This is a genomic window from Brevundimonas sp. AJA228-03 (assembly GCF_017795885.1).
In the GTDB taxonomy this organism is placed as follows: domain Bacteria; phylum Pseudomonadota; class Alphaproteobacteria; order Caulobacterales; family Caulobacteraceae; genus Brevundimonas.
Genome location: NZ_CP059297.1, coordinates 1,619,769 through 1,636,318 on the forward strand (window position 1 = coordinate 1,619,769; position 16,550 = coordinate 1,636,318).

Annotated in this window: 14 protein-coding genes and 1 tRNA gene; 9 read left to right on the forward strand and 6 right to left on the reverse strand. The window is 65.9% G+C overall.

Going from position 1 to position 16,550, the window contains the following annotated elements; translation table 11 throughout:
* Positions 1-26: 26 nt before the first annotated feature.
* Positions 27-254, reverse strand: coding sequence for a general stress protein (locus tag HZ989_RS08055; RefSeq protein ID WP_209320346.1), 228 nt, complete (start codon positions 252-254; stop codon positions 27-29).
* A 98-nt stretch (positions 255-352) separates the two neighbouring features.
* Positions 353-499 (reverse strand): hypothetical protein, encoded by a 147-nt coding sequence (locus HZ989_RS08060; protein ID WP_209320347.1) that lies wholly within the window; start codon positions 497-499, stop codon positions 353-355.
* A gap of 96 nt (positions 500-595) precedes the next feature.
* Between HZ989_RS08060 and HZ989_RS08065 the strand changes: the two genes are divergently transcribed.
* Positions 596-886: a hypothetical protein gene (locus HZ989_RS08065; protein ID WP_209320348.1), complete on the forward strand. Its 291-nt coding sequence runs from the start codon at positions 596-598 to the stop codon at positions 884-886.
* Between the two features lie 3 nt (positions 887-889).
* On the opposite strand, the gene HZ989_RS08070 is transcribed toward HZ989_RS08065, so the two are convergent.
* Complete coding sequence (locus HZ989_RS08070; protein ID WP_209320349.1) at positions 890-1,591, reverse strand: MBL fold metallo-hydrolase; 702 nt, start codon at positions 1,589-1,591, stop codon at positions 890-892.
* A gap of 179 nt (positions 1,592-1,770) precedes the next feature.
* Between HZ989_RS08070 and tig the strand changes: the two genes are divergently transcribed.
* The 4 genes from tig (at position 1,771) to HZ989_RS08090 (ending at position 5,348) form a co-directional block, all read left to right on the forward strand.
* On the forward strand, positions 1,771-3,114 hold the full coding sequence (gene tig / locus HZ989_RS08075; RefSeq protein ID WP_209320350.1) for a trigger factor: 1,344 nt from the start codon (positions 1,771-1,773) through the stop codon (positions 3,112-3,114).
* Between the two features lie 130 nt (positions 3,115-3,244).
* The gene (locus tag HZ989_RS08080; RefSeq protein WP_209320351.1) at positions 3,245-4,138 is read left to right on the forward strand and encodes a hypothetical protein; all 894 of its coding nucleotides are present in this window, start codon (positions 3,245-3,247) and stop codon (positions 4,136-4,138) included.
* Positions 4,139-4,236: 98 nt separating this feature from the next.
* Positions 4,237-4,878, forward strand: coding sequence for an ATP-dependent Clp protease proteolytic subunit (locus HZ989_RS08085; protein WP_209320352.1), 642 nt, complete (start codon positions 4,237-4,239; stop codon positions 4,876-4,878).
* Positions 4,879-5,027: 149 nt separating this feature from the next.
* On the forward strand, positions 5,028-5,348 hold the full coding sequence (locus HZ989_RS08090) for a hypothetical protein (RefSeq protein ID WP_209320353.1): 321 nt from the start codon (positions 5,028-5,030) through the stop codon (positions 5,346-5,348).
* A gap of 5 nt (positions 5,349-5,353) precedes the next feature.
* Here HZ989_RS08090 and HZ989_RS08095 read toward each other — a convergent pair whose 3' ends face one another.
* Complete coding sequence (locus HZ989_RS08095; RefSeq protein ID WP_209320354.1) at positions 5,354-6,001, reverse strand: HAD-IB family hydrolase; 648 nt, start codon at positions 5,999-6,001, stop codon at positions 5,354-5,356.
* Positions 6,002-6,184: 183 nt separating this feature from the next.
* Between HZ989_RS08095 and clpX the strand changes: the two genes are divergently transcribed.
* The 3 genes from clpX to HZ989_RS08110 all read left to right on the forward strand — a co-directional run bounded on the left by clpX (position 6,185) and on the right by HZ989_RS08110 (position 10,334).
* The gene (gene clpX, locus HZ989_RS08100; protein WP_209320355.1) at positions 6,185-7,450 is read left to right on the forward strand and encodes an ATP-dependent Clp protease ATP-binding subunit ClpX; all 1,266 of its coding nucleotides are present in this window, start codon (positions 6,185-6,187) and stop codon (positions 7,448-7,450) included.
* A 286-nt stretch (positions 7,451-7,736) separates the two neighbouring features.
* Entirely contained in the window at positions 7,737-10,139 is a 2,403-nt protein-coding gene (gene lon / locus HZ989_RS08105) for an endopeptidase La (RefSeq protein WP_209320356.1), read from the forward strand.
* A 118-nt stretch (positions 10,140-10,257) separates the two neighbouring features.
* Positions 10,258-10,334: transfer RNA gene (locus HZ989_RS08110), tRNA-Val, on the forward strand.
* 92 nt (positions 10,335-10,426) lie between these two features.
* Here the strand turns inward: HZ989_RS08110 and HZ989_RS08115 are convergent.
* Positions 10,427-13,609 carry an autotransporter domain-containing protein gene (locus HZ989_RS08115; protein ID WP_209320357.1) on the reverse strand — a complete coding sequence of 1,061 codons (3,183 nt, stop codon included), beginning with the start codon at positions 13,607-13,609 and terminating at the stop codon, positions 10,427-10,429.
* 305 nt (positions 13,610-13,914) lie between these two features.
* Here HZ989_RS08115 and HZ989_RS08120 point away from each other — a divergent pair, with 305 nt between their 5' ends.
* Positions 13,915-15,165: a glycosyltransferase gene (locus tag HZ989_RS08120; protein ID WP_209320358.1), complete on the forward strand. Its 1,251-nt coding sequence runs from the start codon at positions 13,915-13,917 to the stop codon at positions 15,163-15,165.
* Between the two features lie 21 nt (positions 15,166-15,186).
* Here the strand turns inward: HZ989_RS08120 and HZ989_RS08125 are convergent, their stop codons facing one another.
* Positions 15,187-16,506: a diguanylate cyclase domain-containing protein gene (locus HZ989_RS08125; protein WP_209320359.1), complete on the reverse strand. Its 1,320-nt coding sequence runs from the start codon at positions 16,504-16,506 to the stop codon at positions 15,187-15,189.
* Between the last annotated feature and the right edge of the window lie 44 nt (positions 16,507-16,550).

Sequence of the window (16,550 nt, forward strand, 5' to 3'; positions counted from 1 at the left end):
CCTTTTCCATGTCTTCTGCGAAGCGGCTATTCCGCCTGGGCCTCGTCGTCGTCGGGACGACGGGTACCGTGCGAGGCCTCGCCGCCCTTGCGGCCGGCCTGGGCGGCCAGACTGCGATCCTGGGAAAAGCTGCGCTTCTCGCTGGGAACGCTGGCACCGCCCTTGCGGGCGATCTCGCGTTGGCGCTCCGGATCCATGGAGGCGAAGCCCCGTTTGGACACGCCGGACGGGCGGGTTGACGGACCCTGGGCCATTCTGAACGTCCTCTACTGTCTCTGGGCTGACGGTTGAACAGCTAACCCGACCGGACGGCCAAGGTTCCCAAAGGGCCGCGATTCCAAGCCCGTGCGAATCAGATGGCACCGGGACGGTCGAAGTCGCCGTCATTGTCGCCGGGCTGGTGCGGGACCTCGTCGGGCGTTCCGGCGGGATCGATTTCAGGCTGGACCGGGACCGGGTCCATCGGCGGGATCTCGGGTTGCGGGGTCGGGTCTGTCATGCGCGGTCCTCCGGGGCCGGAAGCGGCCTGTCATGGGAACCGCGTCGAGCGCCTCGGGTTCATTGCCGCAGGATCAAACCTGCTTGAGGACGACCCATGACCGACATCCAGTCCAACCCGACGATCGACGACATTGTCGAGGACGTGGACCGCGAGCGCGCCCGCCCGGACGGCTCAGGCGACCGCTGGAGCGAGGGCGGCGAGACCCGTTCGTTCGCCCGTGATCAGGGCCTGCGTGACGCGGTCCGCAGCGACATCGAGTCCGGTCGCGACTGGGCGCGCCGGCAGGCAGCCCGGGCGCGGGGCCGGATCGAGGAAGAGCCGCTGAAAGCCACGCTCTATGCCCTCGGCATCGGTGTGCTGATCGGCGTGCTCTTGCGTCGGTAGCCGTCAGGCCGGGCCGGATGCCGCCCGCACAGGCCGCGTTCCGGTCAGGGCGGCGTCGGACACGAAGGGATTGGTCCGCCGCTCCTCGCCCAGCGTCGAGATGGGTCCGTGGCCGGGGACGAAGGTGACGTCGTCGCCCAGCGGCCACAGCTTCTCCACGATGGACCGTACGAGGGCGTCCGGGTCGCTCTGCGGGAAATCGGTGCGTCCGACGGAGCCCTTGAACAGCACATCGCCGACCTGGGCGAAGCGGGCGGCCGCGTTGTAAAAGATGACATGGCCCGGGGTGTGTCCCGGGCAGTGGCGAACGTCCCAGTTCGTCTCGCCCAGGGTGACGACGTCTCCGTCGTCCAGCCAGCGCGTCGGGACGAAGCTGCGCGCTTCCGGCAGGCCGTACATCTGTCCCTGTCCCGGGATGCCGTCGATCCAGAACTGGTCAGCGGGGTGCGGCCCCACGATGGGCGCGCCCGACTTTTCGGCCATCTCCGCCGCACCCCCGGCATGATCCAGATGGCCATGGGTGATCCAGATCTGCTCCAGCGTCAGGCCGCGACGCGCGACCTCGCCCAGCACGATATCGACACTGCCGCCCGGATCGATCACGGCCGCCCTCATTGTCGCCGTGCACCAGACGGTCGTGCAGTTCTGTTGCAGGGGGGTGACCGGGGTCACGAAGACACCGACGGGGGAGGGGGGCTGGGTCATGGCCGAGAGATAGCGAAGCGTGCCGCCTTGCGAAACCGCCTTCGCGTTGACCTTTGGCGTCCCTCTCGACATAAGGGCGGGCTTCGAGGTGCCGCTCCGACAGGGGCGGCCCTTTCTGCTTTACCCATCCCTGCGCGCGCACCGTTCAGATGTGCCGCCCCAGAGCGTCAGATTCCGCCATGCAAGTCGTCGAAAAGTCCACCGAAGGTCTGAGCCGCGTCATCACCGTGACCGTGCCCGCCACCGAGCTGAGCGCCAAGCTGGACGCCAGGCTGGCCGAGTTCGCGCCGAAGATGAAGCTGAAGGGCTTCCGTCCCGGCAAGGTGCCGGTCTCGCACGTGCGCAAGACCTATGGCCGCGAAATGATGGGCGAGATCGTCAACGACACGATCAACGAGACCAGCCAGAGGGCGCTTGACGAGATCAAGGTGCGCCCCGCCGCCCCGGCCGACATGAAGCTGACCTCGGACATGGACAAGGTCCTGGCCGGGTCCGACGACCTCGCCTACGAAATGGCGGTGGAAGTCATGCCGGAATTCACCCCGGTCGACCCGAAGACCCTGAAGCTGGAGCGCCCGACCTATGAGGCGTCCGATGCCGATCTGGACGAGGCCCTGACCGAACTGGCCGGACAGGCCAAGAACTATGTGGACAAGAAGGGCAAGGCCGCGAAGGCCGCCGACGGTGACCAGCTGACCATCGACTTCCTGGGCAAGCTGGACGGCGAGCCCTTCGAGGGCGGCACCGCCGAGGACGCGGACCTGGTGATCGGATCCAACCGCTTCATCCCCGGTTTCGAAGAGCAGCTGAAGGGGGCCAAGGTCGGCGAGGAGAAGACCATCGAGGTCACCTTCCCCGCTGACTATCAGGCGGCGAACCTGGCCGGGAAGCTGGCGACGTTCGACGTCAAGGTGAAGGCCATCAAGGCCGAGGCCCCCGCCGTCGTCGATGAGGACTTCGCCAAACGTATCGGGCTGGAAAGCCTCGACAAGCTGAAGGAACTGCTGCGCAACAACCTGAACCAGCAGTATGCCGGTCAGGCGCGCTTCAAGCTGAAGCGCGGCCTGCTGGACGTTCTGGATGCCGCCCACAGCTTCGACCTGCCGCCCAGGATGGTCGATGCCGAGTTCGACGGCATCTGGCAACAGGTCGAGGCCGACAAGGCGGCCGGCAACCTGCCCGAGGAAGATGCGAAGAAGTCCGACAAGGACCTGAAAGCCGAATACCGCAAGATCGCCGAGCGCCGCGTGCGCCTGGGTCTGGTGCTGGCCGAGATCGGCCGCGCCAACAACGTCGGCGTGACGGACCAGGAACTGAACAACGCCATCATGGCCGAGGCCCGCAACTATCCGGGTCAGGAGCGTCAGGTGCTGGACTTCTATCGCCAGAACCCCAACGCCGCCGCCTCGATGCGCGCGCCGATCTACGAGGAAAAGGTCTGCGAACTGATCTACCGCCTGGCTGACGTGACCGACACGCCGATCACGAAGGAAGACCTGCTCAAGGACGAAGACGAGGGCTGACGACAAAACCGCGCGTCGCGACGGGCGCGCGGCAGTGTTGCGGCCCGGTATCGCGGCCGAAACAACCCTGCCCTGACCCGAACACGATTCGCGACGAAGGTTTCCCGAGGATGAGATCGGGAGGATTTTCATGCTGATCGGATTGGTCGCCGCCCTGGCATTGGGATCAGGTCAGGCTCGGGATCCGGCGCCGACAATCCTGAGCGACATCATCGTCAATGCGCCGCCGAACGAGGCGAGAGCGCTCGGCTTCATCGACCGGGTCGCGGCCCCACCCAGCGGACGTCGATTGGCCCGGTGGGAGCGCAGCCTGTGCGTCAGCGTCGCCGGCCTCGACGCCGCCTATGCCCAGTTCATCGTCGATCGGGTCACGGCCGTCGGCGCGTCCGTCGGACTCGATCCCGGGCAGGCAGGCTGCAGGCCGGACGTTCTCATCATCTTTACGGCCGATCCGGATGCGGCGGCCGGCCGGCTGATCGACGAGGACCTGGAGACCTTCCGGCCCGTACGCTATGGCGCGACCGACCGGGGCGAGGCCGCGCTGGAGCAGTTTCAACACTCCGATGCGCCGGTTCGCTGGTGGCATGTCAGCGCACCGGTCAGCATCCTGACCGGCGAGGTGATGATGGGCATGGAAGACGGCCCTGCCATCATGAACGCGCCGAACGCCTCGCGCATCGGTGCCAGCACGCGGGAAGCCCTTCAGCGGGCCATCATCATCGTTGATGCCAACCAGATCCGCCAGGTCTCGTTCGGTGCTCTCGGCGAATACCTCGGCGTGGTGACCCTGGCCCAGGTCGAGCCGGGGGCCGACCTGACCGGCTATCAGAGCGTGCTGAACCTGTTCGCGGGGTCGCCCGGACAGCGGATCACCGATTGGGACCAGTCCTATCTGCAGGCCCTGTATCGCGCGCGAGGCGATCAGCTCCGGTACGTCCAGCAGGCCACCGACATCGCCGAACGGATGGCCGAACGCGCGATGCGGTCCGGTACGATGCCGGATTCGGGCGAATCCCGCGACTGATCGGATCGGCTCGCTTGCATAGGCGGTGCCCGGACGCGATATGCTGAAAGAACGGCGCGACGCCCGAGTCGCTGCCGACAGCATCCGAGAAGGCCTGAATGCGCGATCCGATCGACTATCTGCAATCCAACCTCGTCCCCATGGTCGTGGAGCAATCCAGCCGGGGCGAACGGGCGTTCGACATTTTCTCGCGTCTGCTGCGCGAGCGGATCATCTTCCTGACCGGCCCGTTCGAGGACGGCATGGCCAGCCTGATCTGCGCCCAGCTGCTGTTCCTGGAATCGGAGAATCCGAAGAAGGAAATCAGCATGTACATCAACAGCCCCGGCGGTCAGGTGACCTCGGCGCTCGCGATCTACGACACCATGCAGTACATCAAGTCGCCGGTCTCGACCGTGGTCATGGGCATGGCCGCCTCGGCTGGCTCGCTGATCCTGACAGCTGGCCAGGCGGGTCAGCGCATCGCCCTGCCGAACGCGCGCATCATGGTCCACCAGCCTTCGGGCGGGTTCCGGGGTCAGGCCTCGGACATCGAACTGCACGCTGCCGACATCCGCTACACCAAGCGGCGGCTGAACGAGATTTACGTCCACCACACCGGCCGGACCTATGAAGAGGTCGAGAAAACCCTCGACCGCGACCACTTCATGGACGCCGAGGCCGCAAAGGAATGGGGCATCGTCGACCACGTCTACGACAAGCGCGATCAGGCCGATGCGGACGGCGTCAAGACCGTCTGATTTATTCCTCCCCGTAGCTTAGCGCAGGGGGAGGGGGACCGCAGCGCCCCTGCGCGGCGGTGGAGGGGGCCAGCCGCAAAGACGGTGTGTGGGGTCAGCCCCGTCCACCCCTTCGTGGTCCCCCTCCCCCAGATGGGGGAGGAATACCCATGCAACACACACGAGACCTCAAGGGCGTCGTCACCGTCGACGGCGACGACTACGAATGGGAAGTCCGGCGCCAGCCCCAGCGCACCACGGGCAACGAATGGCAGGGCATCGGCATCGCGCTCAGGCTGGTCGATGGCCAGCGCGAGGCCCTGGTGCAGTTTCCCATGGTCATGCGGGCCAGCGGCATCCCGAACTTCGAGCGCCAGCGCATCAATGTCGAAAGCATCAGGAACGCGGTCGCCTCGGCCATCGCGGCCGGATGGAACCCGACATCACGCGGCAAGGTCGTGGTCTTCGACGTGGACGCTGACGGCAACTGAGGCGATCAGGGCTTGCCCTTGAAGACCCGGAAGCCCGCGATCCCGGCGATGGCCAGCATTTCGGTATCGCCCGAGGTGTCGCCATAGGCGGCGGCCAGCCGCACCTCCGGTCCGAACGCAGCCCGCAAACGCCGCACCTTTTCCTCGCCGCGACAGTTGGGACCCGCGAAGGCCCCGGTGAACCAGCCGCTGGCGTCGGTGACCAGGTCGGTCCCCAGAAGGGCGTCCGCGCCCAGCCGATCGGCGAACGGCTGGACCGTCAGGGCAGGGGAGGCAGTCACAATTGCGCGATATGCGCCGCGTCGGCCCCAGTCATTCCAGACGCACAGGGCATCCGGCCGCATCAGTCTGTCCCACTGCTCGTGCGCAAATTGTTCTGCTTCCAAGCCCAGCGCCACGGCACCCATTCCGGGCAGAAAACGACGGACGGCAGCCTCTTTCAGTCTCTGACGGTCGCGGTCCAGGGCATAGGCGGCCAGTTGTGGGGCCATGGCCAGAAGCCCGGTGCGCCAGCGTTCGGGGCCGACCTTCCACTTCAGAAAGGCTGTGAAACTGTCCCGGATCGTAAGCGTGCCGTCGAAATCGAAGGCGACGATGGGCTGGCCCGGTTTGGGCGACTGGCGAAACGATCGTGTGGTTCCCATGTCACCCATTCGCCTTGATCCTCTCCCACTGTGAATCGTCCACGCCCTGTCGCGTGCACTCTGCTTCGGCGGGGTTGTCGTGGCGGTTCGGATGGGGGATTGTCATTTTTTGAATATCTTCGCCTCCATAGTGATGGAATCATTGCGAAGACAGCGCGTTCCCTCTCCGGGGCGCGAGAGTGAGAAGGGTCCATGACCAAAGCTGCCGGCACCGACGCCAAGAGCACCCTCTATTGCAGCTTCTGCGGCAAGAGCCAGCACGAGGTGCGCAAGCTCATCGCCGGCCCGACCGTGTTCATCTGCGACGAATGCGTCGAACTGTGCATGGACATCATTCGCGAAGAGCATAAGATCGGCTTCAAGAAGGCCGGGGCCGATGGCGTGCCTACGCCCAAGGAAATCCGCGAAGTCCTCGACGACTATGTGATCGGCCAGAGCCACGCCAAGAAGGTTCTCTCGGTTGCCGTCCACAATCACTACAAGCGCCTGAACCACGCGACGAAGAACAACGACGTCGAACTGGCCAAGTCCAACATCATGCTGATCGGGCCCACGGGCTCGGGCAAGACGCTGCTGGCCCAGACGCTGGCCCGTATCATCGACGTGCCATTCACCATGGCCGACGCCACGACCCTGACCGAGGCCGGTTATGTGGGTGAGGACGTCGAGAACATCATCCTGAAGCTGCTCCAGGCGTCCGACTACAATGTCGAGCGGGCCCAGCGCGGCATCGTCTACATCGATGAGATCGACAAGATCTCGCGCAAGTCCGACAATCCCTCGATCACCCGCGACGTCTCGGGCGAGGGCGTGCAGCAGGCCCTGCTGAAGATCATGGAAGGCACCGTGGCTTCCGTGCCTCCGCAAGGCGGGCGCAAGCATCCGCAGCAGGAGTTCCTGCAGGTCGATACAGCCAACATCCTGTTCATCGTCGGCGGGGCCTTCGCCGGTCTGGAAAAGGTCATCTCCGCGCGTGGAGCCGGGGCCTCGATCGGCTTCGGTGCCAAGGTCAAGGAAGTCGACGAGCGCCGCACGGGTGACATCCTCAAGGGCGTGGAGCCGGACGATCTGATGCGGTTCGGCCTGATCCCCGAGTTCATCGGTCGTCTGCCCGTCCTGGCGACCCTGGAAGACCTCGACGAGAAGGCCCTGGTCACCATCCTGACCGAGCCCAAGAACGCCCTGGTCAAGCAGTACAAGCGCCTGTTCGAGATGGAGAACGTCGGTTTGACCTTCACCGACGATGCGCTCAACGCTGTCGCCAAGAAGGCGATCACGCGCAAGACCGGTGCGCGGGGCCTGCGCTCGATCCTGGAAGGGATTCTGCTGGAGACGATGTTCGAATTGCCGACCTTCGACGGTGTCGAGGAGGTGGTCGTCAACGCCGAGGTTATCGAGGGCAATGCCCAGCCTCTTCTGATCTATGCCGAGAAGAAGAAGGCCGACGGCGCGGCCTGATCGCGCCGTCCTCGCCGCACTGGCGCGAGGTTGAATCTTGCAGCCCCGGAGCCGAAAGGCTCCGGGGCTGTTTCGTTCAGTGGTGCGCGGGCAAGGAACGACCCCGTCTGGTGCATCCGGAGGGGTTCCGTGGACCGATCGTCCGCAACGCTTGAACCGCGCGGGCAAGGGGCCACATACTCATCCGAACGCCGTCGGAATCGACGGGCTTCTCCAGGGTGTCGCTGCATATCGCGGGACGTCGGGGGAGGCGGGCCGGAGATCGTCAATGGCCCAGGAGCGCATCATGTCCGAGTCAAAGATCCTGCCCGTCCTGCCTCTGCGGGACATCGTCGTGTTTCCCCATATGGTCGTGCCGCTCTTCGTAGGGCGCGAGAAATCCGTGCGGGCGCTCGATGAAATCATGAAGGGTGAAAAGCAGATCCTGCTGGCCACCCAGAAGAACAGCGTCGACGACGATCCGTCGCCCGACGCTATCTATCCGGTCGGCGTGCTGGCCACCGTGCTGCAGCTTTTGAAACTGCCCGACGGCACCGTGAAGGTTCTGGTCGAAGGCAAGGGCCGGGCTCGCCTGACCCGTTTCACCGACCGCGAGGCATATTTCGAGGCCGAAGCCGTCGAGATCGAGGATGACCTGGGTGAACCCGCCCAGGCCGAGGCGCTGCTGCGCGCCGTGGCCGAGCAGTTTGAAAACTATGTGAAGCTGAACAAGAAGGTGCCGCCCGAGGCGCTCAGCTCCATCCCCCAGATCACCGACGCGTCCAAGCTGGCCGACAGCGTCGCGGCCCATCTGTCGGTCAAGATCGCCGACAAGCAGGCTCTGCTGGAGACCATCGCCGTGCCGCAGCGGCTGGAGAAGGTCTATGGCCTGATGGAAGGCGAGATCAGCGTCCTGCAGGTCGAGAAGAAGATCCGCTCGCGCGTGAAGCGCCAGATGGAGAAGACCCAGCGCGAATATTACCTGAACGAGCAGATGAAGGCGATCCAGCGCGAGCTGGGCGAGACCGACGACGCCCGCGACGAGATCATGGAGCTGGAGAAGCGCATCCGGAAGACGCGCCTGTCAAAGGAAGCCCGTACCAAGGCCGAGGCCGAGGTCAAGAAGCTGCGCAACATGAGCCCGATGTCAGCGGAATCGACGGTGGTGCGCAACTATCTCGACTGGCTGCTGGCGATTCCGTGGGGCAAGGCCAAGCAGAAGCCGATCGACCTGAACAAGGCCGAGGCCATCCTCGAGGAGGACCACTACGGCCTCGAGAAGGTCAAGGAACGCATCATCGAATATCTGGCCGTCCAGGCCCGCACCAACTCGCTGAAGGGGCCGATCCTGTGCCTCGTCGGCCCGCCCGGGGTCGGCAAGACCTCGCTGGCCAGGTCGATCGCCAAGGCGACGGGGCGTGAATACGTCCGCATGTCGCTGGGCGGGATGCGGGACGAGGCGGAAATCCGCGGTCACCGCCGGACCTATATCGGCTCGATGCCCGGCAAGATCATCCAGTCGATGAAGAAGGTTAAGACCACCAACGCCTTCATCCTGCTGGACGAGATCGACAAGCTGGGGGCCGACTGGCGCGGCGACCCGTCCAGCGCACTGCTGGAGGTGCTGGATCCGGCCCAGAACAACGCATTCGGCGATCACTATCTCGAGGTCGACTATGACCTGTCCAACGTCATGTTCGTGACCACGGCCAACAGCCTGAACATGCCCCAGCCCCTGATGGACCGGATGGAGATCATCCGGGTCAGCGGCTACACCGAGGACGAGAAGGTCGAGATCGCCAAGCGGCACGTCCTGCCCAAGGTCACGAAGGACAACGGCCTGACGGCTGTCGAGTTCGTGGTGCCCGAGGACACGATCCGCGAACTGATCCGCTACTATACGCGCGAAGCCGGCGTGCGTTCGCTGGAACGCGCCCTGGGCGGACTGGCGCGCAAGGCCGTTCGCGAGATGTCGAAGGAGAAGACGCTCTCGATCACCGTCGACAGCGCCAAACTGGCCGACTACGCGGGCGTCAGGAAATACCGCTATGGCGAGACGGACGAAGAGGATCAGGTCGGCATTGTCACCGGCCTGGCCTGGACCGAGTTCGGCGGCGACATCCTGACCATCGAGGCGATCAAGATGCCGGGCCGCGGTCGCATGACCGTGACCGGCAACCTGAAGGAGGTGATGAAGGAATCCATCTCCGCCGCCGCCTCCTACGTCCGGGCGCGCTCGCTCAGCTTCGGCGTCAAGCCGCCGGTGTTCGAAAAGACCGACATCCACGTCCACGTCCCGGACGGCGCCACGCCCAAGGACGGCCCGTCTGCCGGTGTCGCCATGACCGTCGCCATGGTCTCGGTCCTGACCGGCGTGCCGATCCGCAAGGACATCGCCATGACCGGCGAGATCACCCTGCGCGGCCGGGTCACCGCCATCGGCGGCCTGAAGGAGAAGCTGCTCGCGGCGCTGCGGTCCGGCGTCAGGACCGTGCTGATCCCGCAGGAGAACGAGAAGGACCTCGCCGATGTGCCCGACAATGTGAAGGGCGCGCTCGAGATCGTCCCGATCTCTACGGCCGACGAGGCGTTGAAGTGGGCCCTGACCGGCTCGCTTACGGCCGTGGAATGGGACGAGGTGGCCGAGCCGCTGAATCCCGCGCCCGCCGCCGTTCCGCCGATCGACGGCACGGCTGTCGTCAGCCACTGACCAACGGTCTCCTCCCTGTTCGCAAGGCGAACGGGGAGGCGTCACGGCCGTTCTTCACGGCCGTGACGGAGGGGTTCTGGACGCGGCCTCAATCAACGGGCAAACAGACCCCCTGGATGGGCGGCTAGCTCAGCTGGTCAGAGCATCTCGTTTACACCGAGAGGGTCGGCGGTTCGAACCCGTCGCCGCCTACCAATCGCATCGAAAAGGCCGTCGGAGCGATCCGGCGGCCTTTGTCGTTCCCTGCGTCGGTGGATCGGGCGGGATAACCTTCCGATCCTGCCCGATCAGAACTTGAAGCTGGCCCGCAGCAGCAGGCTGTAGCGGATGTAGTCCTCGATCTTCTCTGCGTCTGCCGTGATCGACAGCTTGCCCAGATCGTTGCCCACACTGAGGCTGAAGCCCGCGATCGGGCCGCCGCCCTCGATCGAATCGGGCGTCAGCTTGAACGAAGACCCGGTCGACACGAAGCGCGCCATGGTCTCGCCCGGATCGACGGAGATGTTCTGGCGCCAGCCCAGCCGGACCTCCGGTCGGATCCAGCCGTCCTGGCCGAAGCCGTAGCCGATGTTGACCGCGGCCACGGTCGAGAACATGTGCCCGTCCCGGCTTTCGATATCCAGGTTGAAGCTCTTGTTGGAGCCTTCCTCGATGTGCGCTTCCTCGTTCAGCGAGAAATACTCGGCATAGACTTCGGGACGGATGCTCAAACGACCGAATTCACGCTCGTAAGAGGCCCCTCCGGCCAGGGCCAGGGTGAAGCCGTTCCAGCTCGACGTGTTCTGGATGTTGATGGCGGTCGTCACGATCTGACGGGTCGAATCGAAGGTCGCGTAGCCGCCCGCCGCCCGCGCCCACGTCGTCCACGCCTGTCCCTGGGCCCGCCAGTACAGACCCAGCTCGACCAGGTTGGCGGTCAGGACCTCTTCGGCCTCGGCTTCCGGGTCCTGGATATCCGAGGAAGTGAAGGCCAGTGATACACCCAGGGCCCCCAGCGACGAGCCGCGTTCGATACCGCCGGCGACGCCGAAGCCTTCGGAGCGGAAGCCGTAGGAGTCGGTCTTGTCCTTGTCGGCGTAGAAGTTGATTTCCTGAACCCAGGCGCTGGTTTCGCCCGGCGCGACCGTGGCGTTGCGGCCGGTCAGGGCGCGTGTCACGGCATCGACGCCGGACGCGAGCGACAGCAGCGGCCCGCCCGAGTGGTCGGGCAGGACCTGTTCATAAAGCTCGATGAAGCCGGCGCGCGTGCCCTGGGCTGTGAAGGCGTTCAACAGCGCACCGCTGCCGGCCAGACCGGCATAGAAGGCGTCGAACGCCTGGGCCTCTACGGAAATCAGTCCCGCTTCGGCCGCCGTCCGGCGTCGCGCGTCGATATAGACATCGCCGGCCGCGACGTCGGTGCCCGCCGTGACGATGAACAGATAGGGCGAGTTGGACTGGACCGCCGTCTGGTCGATCGTTCCGGCCACCAGGGTGTTGGCGTCGATGATCGTATAGCGCTGGGCGGACGTGATCAGCGAGTTGAACCGGATACCCAGCCCCGCGCCGTTGGCCAGTGTTGCGGTCCCGTTGACACGGAATCCGGAACTGGTAGCCGTTGCAGGATCCAGTGTGACGATCAGATCGCCGTCGGTGCCGATGTTCAGTCGGGTGACATTGGTGACGCTGGTCTGGCGGGCGTCCAGCGTCCCCCTGGTGATGTCGACGGTCAGACGGCCGTCGCTGTCGGTGATCGCCCCCTGGACGCGCGCACCGCCGGTGATGGTCAGTTGGTCGGCGCCCGCGCCGAACGACACGTCACCCACGATCGTGCCGTTCTCTGCGGCAAGGATGTCGGCACCCGATCCGAAGCGGATCGCGCCCGTCGTGACGGGTTCGCGCGAATCCGGCACGCCGTCGCCGTCCGTGTCGGGATCGGCCGTACTGGCGGTGCTGGCCACGCCATACTGGCGATAGGTGACGCCTGTGGTGTTGGCGGACACATCGATCGCTGTCGTCGTTCCAGTGGTCAGTCCGGTCGTGTCGTTCGGGGCCAGAAGGGCCTGGATCGACCGGGTGTTGGTGATCGATGTCAGGGTGCCCGATGCATCGCGAAGGGCCGTGGTCGATGCCAGTCCCCCGGTCGCGGACACCAGCAGCGAGCCGCTGTTCGTCACGGCCGGCAGATTGGCCCCGGCGGCGATATCCAGCCCGACGATGGTCTGGGCCCCTTTGGTCGCAAGCGATCCGGCGGTGAGGGAACCGATGTTGTCAAAACGGGGCGTCGTCACGCCGCTGTTGATCCGAAAGCCCGTGGCCCCGGCTTCGGTCCCGATGGCGGCGACGGCCCCTTCGTTTCGAATGCCGCCGTTGATCGCGACCGTCTGGCCGCCAGCGACACCCACCTGGACCGCGGTCGCGCTGATGCCGTCATAGACGCCGTTGGCGTTGATCGAACCGCGATTGATCAGGCCGTAGGCATTGTTATTCGTCCCGGCCACGCCCAGGGTCACACCACGCGTCGACGACCCGATCGTGAGTGCCGCAGCGCTGCCAAAGGCGTTGATCTCGGCATTGCCCTCTGTCGCGTCGGCGATGCCGTCGCCATCTTCGTCGGTGTTGTTGGCATCATTGTCGGCCGGGCGGATGTCCACCACGACACCGCCGACCACATTGCCTGCCACGACAACGGTCGATCCGCCCTGCAACAGATCGTCGGGATCGAGCTTTGCAATCTGTGCGGCCGTGGGACGCGAAGAGTACCGGTACCCCGTCGACGAGATTTGCCCCTGCAGCGTCACGCGACCGCCGACATCGCCCTGAAGGTTGACGGCGTTGGCGTCCAGACCCTGGGCCGTGACCGTTCCGGAGACGTTGACACCACCCGACACGGTGGCGGTCGTGGCCACCGCCGCGGCGTTTGTCCCGACGGCGCGCAAGGTGCCAAAGTTGGTCAGATTGCCAGTCAGGGCGCGCTCGACCGAGATGCTTCGCGCGTTGGCCCCTTCAACGAGGATACTGCCGGAGCTTTCCACCAGCACATTGCCGGTCAGCGCCGTGGTTCCCGTCAGGCGCACGCCGAACCGACTGGATCCATTGGCCAGCGGACCATCCAGGTCGCCATCGCTGTCGGTGTCCGGATAGGGGTCGATGTTGTCGGTGACGGAGATCGTCCCGCCGACCGTCACATTGGCCGTATTGGCTCCCGGGCCAACCAGGATCGCGGTGGTTCCATCGGCGCTCGCCGGCAGGGTGATGTTGGAGCCGCTGTCCAGATCGACGCTGTTGTTGGAATCGACGGTGACGGCCACGCCACTGGTCACGGTGATCGAACCGCCCGACGCGAATCGGACATCGTCGCGCCCGGTTCCCGTTGCGTTCGAGGTCTGGATCGGCGTTGTGCGGGTTGTCGAAATCACGACCTCGGCCCGCGCGGCGGTGACCACCATCAGAGGGGCAAGCGCCACCGCGGTCGCAAGCAGTCTACGCATTCGCAAAATTCACCCCAGAAGGACACGCCGGCAGGCGCGGGGCCTTCTAGCAGGAGGGCCTCCACCTGTCTCAAGTTTCGCGAATTTGAGGCGATTGCAAGGCTAAAGCGGCCCGCCTTGCCATGTAGCACGGGTTTGCCTGGCGTGATGCAAGACAGCCTCCATGACGCAGCCATCGAGGGGCGAACCGGCTTGAGCTTGACGTTCACCGGGCGTAGGGGCGTTCAATGGCCCCGCGCAAATCGTCCGCACGCACCCAAAAGTCCCGACCCCGCGTTTCGCGCCGGTCTCCGGAGACACCGTCCATGAGCATGACCGATCTGGACGTTCAGGAGGGCGAACTTCGCCTTATCCCCGGACTGGACGAAGAGGTCGCCGAGACGCTGAGATTTCTGAAGGCGTCGACCGCCGATCCTCGCCCGCGCATGGTCGATACGACCATGCTGTATGCCCCGCGATCCGGCGGCGTGAAGCGGTATCTGTTGTCGAAGAAGGCGTGGATCGAGGCGAACCGTCCCGGTGTCGCCCACTCCCTCGTCGTGCCCGGCGCACGCCATGAAGCGGGCAAGGACGGCATCATCAAGCTGCACGCCACCAAGCTGCCGTTCGGCGATGGCTATCGCTGGCCCAGTTCGGTCAAGCGCTGGGGGGCCTGGGTGGCTTCGATGAAACCGTCGCTGATCGAGGCCGGCGACCCCTATACCCCGGGGCAGGGCGCACTGGAGGCCGGCCAGCGCGCCGGCTGTCCCGTCGTCGGCTTCTGCCACTCCGACCCGGCCGGACTGGCGGCGCTGCATTTCGGCGAGTGGGCCAAGAAGCCGGTGGAGAAACGGTGGGCCCGCCTTTTTGGACAGTTCGACCGGGTCATTTCGCCCAGCCGCTTCATCGCCCGCAGGCTGGAAGAAGCCGGCGTGCGCGACATTGTCATCCGGCCCCTGGGGGTCGAGATCGACACCTTCCGCCCGGACCGGCGTGATCGGGACGGGCTGTTGAAGCGCCTCGGGCTGCCCAGGGATGCGCGGCTGCTTTGCTTCGCGGGGAGACCGGCCCGCGAGAAGAATATCGATGTCCTGATCGAGTCCGTCCAGAAGCTGGGCGCACCCTATTATCTGGTGCTCGTGGGGGCCGGAGCCGGCATGCCCGCCGAGGACCGCGTCATCGCCCTCCCTTACGAGCGCGATCCCCGTGCGGTCGCTCGCATCATCGCGTCGTGCGACGCCTTCGTACACGCCAACGACAAGGAGCCGTTCGGGCTGATCGTGCTGGAGGCCATGGCCTGTGGCCGACCGGTCGTCGGCGTCAACGCAGGCGGCGTGGCGGAGACCGTGACCGATCAGGTCGGCCAGCTGGCCCCCAGCGCGGACCCGGACGACTATGCGCAGGCGGTCGAAGCGCTGTTTGAACGCGACATCGAGGCGATCGGTGCGGCCGCCCGGGTTCATACCGTCGAAAAGTTCGCCTGGAACCGCGTGTTCGAGGATCTGTGCATGACCTATGGCGAGGTCAGCGGGAAGGCCGAGTTCGTGACGCCCGCCGAGGCCTTGCCCGTCCATTAGGCTCCACGCGGGACGGGCCGCTCAGGCCAGGGCCGACCGCCCGGCGTAGAGGTCGGCCGAGGCCCGTTCCAGCACCGCAGCCGCGCTTTCGCCCGGCATCAGTTCGGCCGCGCCGACATGGAACTCGGCGACGAAAGGCGATCGGTCGGGGCCTGCATCGAAGGCCGTGCAGCCGATGACGGCCGCGATCCGCTCGGCCGCAAGACGGGCGGCCGCTGCCGGTGTGGCCGGCAGGGCCAGGGCGAAAACCTCCGGGGCCAGGCGCGCGGCTGTGTCCTCGACCCGGACCAGTCTGGAGACCATGGCTCCGATTTGCGGCATGGCCCGGTCAAGCCAGCCCCCGCCGCGCGCGCGCGTCAGGGCGTCTGTGTCCGACAGACGCAGGACGCAGACTGACAGGGGACGTCTGCGGGCTGTCGCCGCCTCGGCCACCCGGCCCAGATGGCTGGCGAACAGCGTCGGGGTGAACAGGCCCGTGGACGGGTCCATGATCCCGGCTCCGCGCGCGCCCTCCAGGGCCTTGCGGATGGCCAGATGGAGACGATGGGTGCGGGCCAGTGACAGCACCCGCGCGGCCGTGTCCGGTTCCGGCGTGTCGGCCGCGGCGACGTCGGAGAAGCCCCGGTTGAACAACTCGCTCAGATTGATCTCGCCTTCGCTGCGCAGATAGAGGGCCAGCGGTATGTGATACAGGCGGGTATTCCGCTTCATGCCCGAGGCGATGGACAGGGCGGGGGCGTGATCCGGAGCACCCCACAGCACCGCCGCATCGAACGAGGTCTCGTGCAGGTAGTCGAACGCCGTATAGGGCGTCGGTGCCGCGATCACCTCTGCTCCTGCGGTCGTCAGGGTATTGGCCAGGGCCAGAAACCGGTGGTCCGGCGCTCCGGCGATCAGGATCTTGAGGGGGGCCGGATCCGGTGCCCCTGGATCCAGGGTCGCGCCATGCAGGGCAAACGTCGCCTGGCGCAGGCGGAATTCCTCTTCGGCGATAGCGGCACGGACCAGCTGTTCCATGCGCAGGGCGGCCTGGGCGGGATGCGGGGCCTGGACGGCCACCATGTCGAAGTCGCCGCCTTCCACCAGTCCCTCGCCGATGCCGACCACGGGAAGGCGACGCGCGCCGGCGGCGCGTCGCAGGGCATTGGGCAGGGTTGCGATCTCGGGGTGGTCGGCGTCCAGAATCGCGACCTCCAGCGTGAAATCGGTCAGGGTGGCCACGGCTGCGTTGCCGGTACGCGCCGTCATGGTCCGCCACCCCAGCGAATCCAGCCCCCGGCAAAGTTCACCGATCCGTTCATCGGTCGCGGCGACGACCAGTACCCGCGGCTCCTGACTCAAGGCGACGTCTCCTCATGCGTCGGCCGAGCGCCCACGAGCCCTCG